This window comes from Pseudoalteromonas sp. Isolate6 (assembly GCF_022398435.1).
GTDB classification, from domain to species: domain Bacteria; phylum Pseudomonadota; class Gammaproteobacteria; order Enterobacterales; family Alteromonadaceae; genus Pseudoalteromonas; species Pseudoalteromonas galatheae.
Genome location: NZ_JAKEVK010000222.1, coordinates 1 through 7,261 on the forward strand (window position 1 = coordinate 1; position 7,261 = coordinate 7,261).

Here is a 7,261-nt window from a genome sequence, read left to right on the forward strand (position 1 = left end):
GTATAAAAATACTTAAATCACTTCGGTCAAAAACGTTTATCGATTGGTTGTTTTTTAGCACTCAAGCATATCTCTACATCAAAACTAAGCTATTGATCAATGATGACACCCATAGAAAAAACAAATGACACCCACCACAATTAGCATCCAAGCTAAGGAAGTGCACCAAATCACATATGCAGAATTAAAGCTTAGGAGGTATCTTTAGAAGGCGCAAATTAGTGGTGGGTGTCAGCGATTTGATTTCAGTATTCGATGGTAAGCACGTCTGGTATCTGGCAGGCCGGCAGAGACAATGGCATGTGATCAGATAAAACTGTAGTAATAAAACAAAGCCCACAGCCGCGGGTTTTGTTTTATCGGAGTGAATATGAGTATATGTACACTTTAATAATGGCAATCAGTGAGTATGTCTGGTGCGGCAATTTGGCGCCATAATGCGGCACCTTATTGCAACTATGGGCAAGGTGTATTTGTAATTCTCTAAATTTAAAGGGTATTTAGAAGTGGCGTAGGTTTTGCCTAAGTAACAAAACATTCACAAGGAGACGAATTATGATTTTAAACACTTCTATCCAGGGCGCAGTGAGCCCAGTCTCGCAGTATGCTTCCGTAAAGAATACCAACACGGTAGCTGATGTCAGTAACCAATCTACACAAGCCAGCGCGACGGTCGTGAAGCATACATGGGATTCTTTTCGGGATGATGTTGAATCAGATCCTGTATTTGCAAGAAAAATGGCAGAAGCAATCACTTTTATCCCTAACAAAATGACCGTAAACCTCAACGAGGCGCCACCACTGACTGATCCCGTTGCACACAAAAAGTGGGCCGACCAGTCTGTTGAGTTTGACCGAATTGCCGAGCAAGTCACTGAGCAACGTATTGCATTGTTCAATCGGATGAAAGGTGAGGGAGCCTCTGATGCTGATATTTATAACGAAATGATTGCGTTTAATAAAACGCTGCCAATGGACTATCAGGCAAAAGCGGGCATGTTAAGTGTTAACGAGTATGCGTGATGCTTATAGACCTTCTTTTGAAGGCCTATAGTTTACTTCTAATTATAATTGATGAAAATCATTGATGACACCCACTGCTATTTGTACCTATGCTGGCAAAGTGAAGTAAAAAAGCATGTAAACACTCCAATAATTTTGGTCAATAACGTTTATCGATAGGTTATTTTTTAGCGCTCAAGCGTATCTCTACACTAAAACTGAGTTATCGCGCACGACTAAGCGCTGCAAATACGGCAGTAAGATATTCTAGAATTGAGAATGTGAATTTTGCTAAGCCAACAAACGCTTGCTGTTTACTAGATTTTCCCGTCGTCGTTTTTGCAGTGTTTCACAGTAAGCGGTTATTGTTCGCTCTCGACCAACAGCACCGTGAAATACCCGAGAAAACTGCGTAGTGAGTTTTATCCAGTTCTCAGGCTCTATATTTAATCGAGTGAGAATAGGCTGAGACTCAAAGATATAGCCTCGCTTGTTGGCTCGAATGCACTGGCCTGTAAGTTCAACTAATTCAATATAGGATTTGAGCTCAAAAGGCAGGCCTTTTGGCATGTGTTTTCGTGGGCTGCCAGCAAAGCGTAATAGGCTTTTTGGTTGTTTGCCCAGCTTTGCGTGGTCAATGCGCTTTTTGATGCTGGTGTAGTCTGAGGTTTCAGGCGTTGTGGCAATGTTGGCTCTAATGGGGTTCAGGTCTACATACGCTAAACACGCAGCCAATGATGCCTCGTCTAGTAATGCTTGGGACTTAAATCGTCCTTCCCAAAACCGACCTGTACAATTATCTTCGTTATTTGCTCGGCGGGCGATGTCTTCGTTAAGTACCCGCATAAACCAACTAATATCAGCGAGTCTTTCTCTGTACTTATCAACCAGCTCATCTAGTATCAATTGCTCCGACTCACTCAGTGGCTCATCTTCAATAAACTTTTGGCTTATCCAATTGCCTTTAAATAACTTGTGCCATCGCATCACAGTCGCTTTATCCGACAGGCGCTTAGCCTTTTTATCATCAACATATAAAACAATGTGGGTGTGATTACTCATCACGGCATAAGCACAGACATCAATACAAAACACGGAGCCCAGCATCAGGAGCTTTTCTTCAACCCAATCACGGCGGTGTTCGTATGATTTGCCAGTAAATCTATCTTCACCGCACAGAAAGGCCCGTCTTACGCAACGGGAGATACAGTGATAATATTTGGTGTCGGTTAAACTGATTTGTCTTTTACGTGCAGTCGCCATAATTTGTTTTCCTCAATCCTTTGAGTGCAGAATTAAAGCTTAGGCGGTATATTTGGAAGGTGCAAATTAGTGGTGGGTGTCAGCGATTTGTTCTCAGACCCCAACATCAGGAGTTTTTCTTCAACCCAATCTCGGCGGTGTTCGTATGATTTTCCGGTAAATTTATCTTCACCGCACAGAAAGGCGCGCCTTACGCAACGGGAGATACAGTGATAATATTTGGTGTCGGTTAAACTGATTTGTCTTTTACGTGCAGTCGCCATAATTTGTTTTCCTCAATCCTTTGAGTGCAGAATTAAAGCTTAGGCGGTATATTTGGAAGGTGCAAATTAGTGGTGGGTGTCAGCGATTTGTTCTTTCAGCGATTTGTTCTTGTGCCGGATGTGGCAATACCAGTTCTGTGAGCCAACGTAAGTGTTTGAGAGACCAGTTTGCTGTGCCAGCATAGTTAATGTTGTTGCGAAGAAGCATTGCTTTTAGCTGGTACTTTGCATCTTTTAAATCTTTCATCGCAACTTCTCGAGCACGAGATAAATCACGAATAGCTTCATCTTCCGGCTCAGGCACATAAATAGGGGTTAAGTCTTCAGACTTAAGTAATTTAACTAGTTTAAGTGCATCACGTTTGTCAGTTTTTATACGCTCGCCAGGTTTTTTTAGGAATAAGCGATGGGGCAACTACGTAACAGCAATGTCCAAGAGAAGTAATTAAGCGGTAAATCCAGTAACCACAGGGACCAGCTTCATAAACGAAATGGAGCGTAGTGTTAGGGTATTTAGATTCAAATTGTCTGATAAGCTTTTTAATAGTGACTTTAGCTGAAGAAATACGACCGAAATGAATGGGTTGTGCGCCTCGATTGTCTTCAATATAGGCAACTTCAATGAACTCTTTATGAGTGTCTAAGCCAATGAAAAGTATGTTATGTTTAGTCATGCTAGCCTCTGCTATTTAGTTATTTGACAAACTAATTATGGCTCTGGCTTTAAGCTAACCCACGAAATGCGGAGGCTAGCACCGTGTGGGAGTCATTATGTCTATGTGCTCAGGGGAGTTTCCTATCTTGAACGAAAATTATAAGTATGCAGCCCATATGGTTTCTTGGGTAGAGAAGCTTGGTGTACCGGAAATTCCTTTGGCAAAAAGTGCATTTTCACAACTAAAAGGTTATTGGATTGAACATAAAAATCTTAACCTTGAGCAGTTAAAAGAGGATTTGTGGTCTTGGGTTGATAGTAACGATGGTTACAACATATCTGTCCCAGAAGTAGCAAAGATGAGAATTATTTTGTGCTTAGCTTATGAAGATAATCGCGAGTTAGAAGATGTTGGCTATTTTGAAGATTTATTAGTAAATCTTGGCATCTCACATGAAGATGCATACAAGCGCACATAACAAAGTGCTTAAAGGGCGGACACAAATAGCTTAGCTGTGCTTGTTCCTCATAAATTTTAGCCAACTAATTTTTGCCGTTTATTTGCGGCGTTATGTATCAAGGTGTGCCGATGAAATATTTCAAATTTAGTTGCGTAACTCTTGGTTTCTTAATCCTTGTAGGCCTATTTGTTCCCGGTATGGTTGATTGCCCACCTCTCCACCAAAACGACGAAGCAGAACTTGATATTGAGATATTACAAACTGCAATTTCACTTTATTATAAAGACAATAACCGTCTACCAGAACATCTTGGAAATTTAATTGACGGCACTATTATTTACATAAAACGATTACCTCAAGACCCTTGGGTAATTGAGTATCAATACAGCGTTGTGTCAGCAGATTCATTTTTGTTGTGGTCTAAAGGTTCTATTTTAAACAGTGATGTCTTAGTGTTATCAGCGTATAAGTATGAAGGTAATAGCTTCAAAAAAGTCGTTATCAACAAATCAGGTTTTGGTACATAACAAGCCAAGTCAACGGGACAATTTTAAGCTGGCTCCCGTCGCTTCGCTCCTAATTTTAGCCAGCTTAAAAGCAGCCCTGTTTGGGGCGTTAGGGTAGCAAATGAAAACTGGAGTATATTTAGCATTACTATTTTTGACTTTTTCTTTGAATGCGAAAAACATCAGCACTCATACCGTAAGTAGAGATGATGGCACTAATATATCTTATTACCTCCTTCGATCGCTCCCTCAGTCACAGAGTGATACGTTGCTGTTGATTCTTCAGGGATCTGATTGCAACAGCGTTCTAAAAATCGAAACAATATTTACAGATTATCAGAATGTTTGGCCAGAGGCAGACGTCCTCTTAATTGAAAAATACGGCATTGATAGCGCGCTGACCTATAGCGAAGATGCTGAACGTAAAGACTGTCCAGCACAATACATTCAAAACGACAGTCCGGATCAGCGTGTGGCTGACGTTATGAAAGTTTTAGACTTTATACGGAAAAAAAATAAATACTCTAATCTTGTTGTTCTAGGTGGTAGTGAAGGTGCAATTATAGCGAATTTAGTATCAGCGACAATTGACGGTATAACTGCAACAATCTCTTTCAATGGAGGGGGGAGAAAGTTCATTGATGATGTCACACACAATATTTCTGCGACCGCTGCAAATAGTACAGAAGCGGAAGTAAGTATCATTCGTTTTAAAGAGTTCTCAAATCACATTCTTAACAACAAACCAGATAAGCTCGAAGTAAGTGGACATGGTTACAAGTGGTGGCAACAGATGCTATCTATTGATCAATTTGACGTTCTAAAAAAGGTGAACACACCTTTGCTTATTCTTCAAGGGGGTGGAGATTTATCTGTATCACCCGACAAAGTCGATGAAATGATCACTAACCTTAGAGAGATTAAAAAGCAAAACATTGAATACCGAAGATATGAAGCGCTCGATCATGGGTTCGCGAATATTAATGGCAAAAGCATGCGCGAAAAGATAGTAAGCGATATAAATAATTGGTTAAAGAGCAAGCTTGTAAACCCTAACAAATCAGTGCAGCCGACCGCTAACGCGTCGACTGACTGAGGAGTTAGCACTATATGAGGTTACGATGAAAGTGGTAAGGCAAGTAGAACCTAAAATTTATTATCAGGCAGCAGCATTTCATATTGCGGCAGACGTATTACATGAATCAGAGTTAATGAAGTATCGCGGTGCGCCTTTTATAGTAAATGCTAGTTTCGCGCTTGAACTATATTTGAAATGTTTTGATGGAAAGACAGTTTTTAAAAAACCTTCTGTGTACTGCGAAGGGGTTTTTCAATACGAAAGAGTCATAGGCAGCGTTAGCCAACAAGGTCATAACTTAAAGAATTTGTTTGGTGGTTTACCTTGTGAGTACAAAGAGAAAATAGTGAGCAAGTTCGATGCTCTAGATATGGGGTTATCTGCTGAAAGTTTCTTCGAAACAAACAGTAAACATTTCGTTTCATGGCGCTATGGTTTCGAAGGCAATAATGGTAGCTATGTAGCATCTGAAGTGTTGGCAATGCTTTCTGTGCTACAAAGTGTTGGTCAAGAGTACTTATAGTGCTAACAAAGGACTTAAGAGTGATTCGCAACACTTGGCATTTTGGCTTCGCTCAAGTATAGCCAAGCGTTACTCATACCTTAATGCGGTGCTAGCCTATTGAAACTTTTATGAGAAATTTGCCTAATACAGCCGACGACCTAAAACACTTTTGTCCAAAAATAAGTTTATTTGACCGCCCGCTATTCGCTCTTTTCGGCCATTAATCAGTTACGAGCGGTCAGATTTGGTTGAACTCATAACCCTAAACAGCCAGATCGTGTATGAGCCAGCGTCAGGTCACTTCGTCGACGTGCTCAAGTATTAAGCCAAGTTAATGTAGTAGAGGCCGTAGCCCACGATAAATGCAGGCACTGCAGAGTAGATGGTGGCAAATAGCGCCGCCCTTGGTGCCAGTGCTATCGCTGGAAATAACGCATCGCCATCGTTAGCAACGGCATTGGCCGCCAGGGCACTAAATGGCACGACGCCTTGCAGGTACAGCGTTGTAACAACAATTTGGGGTCCACAGCCTGGTAATAATCCGACAATAATGGCCACCAGTGGTGCATACAGCGCATAGTCTTTAAACCAAACCGCGAGATCAAGCCCTAAATACGCGGTAGATAGCTCGTAAAGCAAAAAGCTTGCAACGACCCAAGCGGTCACAAAGTGCGTATCCTGTAGTACTCTAGTGAGTTTTGACGGTGGGTCGCATTCACCTTCTTCACAGGTGATATCTTTATAGCTTACGCCTTTTGAATTAAGTGCCCACACACACACAGCGAAAAGACATAATGCAGCACCAAGCCAAGCGATTTCTGTATCAAAAGGTGCTAAGTCGACGTTAAAAGCAATCGCGAGCGCAATTGCAAGGCTAGGCAGTAAGCCCAGCTTCCACACCTTACGGCTTAAACTAAACGCACGGCTCGCGTGTAAGGTTTCTTCTTCGACTTCATTGATGGTCTGCGGGACACAAAAGTCGGGTTTATGAATTAAGTGCACACATAGCCCACTCACGATACCCACACCAACGCCCATCGCGATGATAGTGAGGCCTGTCAGCGGCTCTTTGGCGAGCAGTAAAAACGCAGCGTCTCCCATCGTCGCAGTAAGCACAGCGACAACTGAAGCAAAGCTTGCTTGTTTTTTGGTAAATTGGGTGACCACGATAATCGCACCACCACAGCCAGGCAGTGCGCCCAATATTGACGCCATGGTTATTTCGAGAATAGGGGATTTGGTACTCAGATAACTGAGATTAAGCTGTGGAATTTTATCAACAAGAAAGTAGTACACGAGTAGAGTAGCGGCAACAAAGACGCTGACTTGAAAGAATGCATCGCTCAGCGCGCTGACCACAATTGGTCTCGCCGTTTCAAATGCTAAAAGTACAATAATAACGAGGGGTAAAATTAGCCGTTTGTTGAACAATAAACTCACCTTAGCGCCATGTGCTGGTTGAGAGTATCGAAGTAGAGATGAAAACATAAAGTGCAACCCGTGTATTGTCTAAGTTGCACTTTAATTT

7 protein-coding genes and 2 pseudogenes are annotated in these 7,261 nt (G+C 41.8%); 5 read left to right on the forward strand and 4 right to left on the reverse strand.

Features of this window, described 5'->3' with window-relative positions; genetic code table 11:
• The first annotated feature begins 555 nt into the window (after positions 1-555).
• Positions 556-1,023: a hypothetical protein gene (locus L1D50_RS19895; protein WP_239966658.1), complete on the forward strand. Its 468-nt coding sequence runs from the start codon at positions 556-558 to the stop codon at positions 1,021-1,023.
• A gap of 270 nt (positions 1,024-1,293) precedes the next feature.
• Here the strand turns inward: L1D50_RS19895 and L1D50_RS19900 are convergent, their stop codons facing one another.
• From L1D50_RS19900 to L1D50_RS19910, 3 genes and pseudogenes are all read right to left on the reverse strand, one after another.
• Positions 1,294-2,265: a transposase gene (locus L1D50_RS19900; RefSeq protein ID WP_239966659.1), complete on the reverse strand. Its 972-nt coding sequence runs from the start codon at positions 2,263-2,265 to the stop codon at positions 1,294-1,296.
• 107 nt (positions 2,266-2,372) lie between these two features.
• A pseudogene (locus L1D50_RS19905) lies at positions 2,373-2,528 on the reverse strand (transposase); the annotation flags it as partial.
• A 94-nt stretch (positions 2,529-2,622) separates the two neighbouring features.
• Positions 2,623-3,202, reverse strand: a pseudogene (locus L1D50_RS19910) (transposase); the annotation flags it as partial.
• 97 nt (positions 3,203-3,299) lie between these two features.
• Here L1D50_RS19910 and L1D50_RS19915 point away from each other — a divergent pair.
• The 4 genes from L1D50_RS19915 (at position 3,300) to L1D50_RS19930 (ending at position 5,751) form a co-directional block, all read left to right on the forward strand.
• Positions 3,300-3,662, forward strand: a complete 363-nt coding sequence (locus tag L1D50_RS19915) for a hypothetical protein (protein WP_138523893.1) — start codon at positions 3,300-3,302, stop codon at positions 3,660-3,662.
• Positions 3,663-3,772: 110 nt separating this feature from the next.
• Complete coding sequence (locus tag L1D50_RS19920) at positions 3,773-4,171, forward strand: type II secretion system protein GspG (protein WP_239966660.1); 399 nt, start codon at positions 3,773-3,775, stop codon at positions 4,169-4,171.
• Between the two features lie 100 nt (positions 4,172-4,271).
• Positions 4,272-5,246 carry an acyl-CoA thioester hydrolase/BAAT C-terminal domain-containing protein gene (locus L1D50_RS19925; protein ID WP_239966661.1) on the forward strand — a complete coding sequence of 325 codons (975 nt, stop codon included), beginning with the start codon at positions 4,272-4,274 and terminating at the stop codon, positions 5,244-5,246.
• A gap of 25 nt (positions 5,247-5,271) precedes the next feature.
• Positions 5,272-5,751 (forward strand): hypothetical protein, encoded by a 480-nt coding sequence (locus L1D50_RS19930; RefSeq protein WP_239966662.1) that lies wholly within the window; start codon positions 5,272-5,274, stop codon positions 5,749-5,751.
• Positions 5,752-6,054: 303 nt separating this feature from the next.
• On the opposite strand, the gene L1D50_RS19935 is transcribed toward L1D50_RS19930, so the two are convergent.
• Positions 6,055-7,221: a putative manganese transporter gene (locus tag L1D50_RS19935; RefSeq protein WP_239966663.1), complete on the reverse strand. Its 1,167-nt coding sequence runs from the start codon at positions 7,219-7,221 to the stop codon at positions 6,055-6,057.
• Positions 7,222-7,261 lie beyond the last annotated feature (40 nt).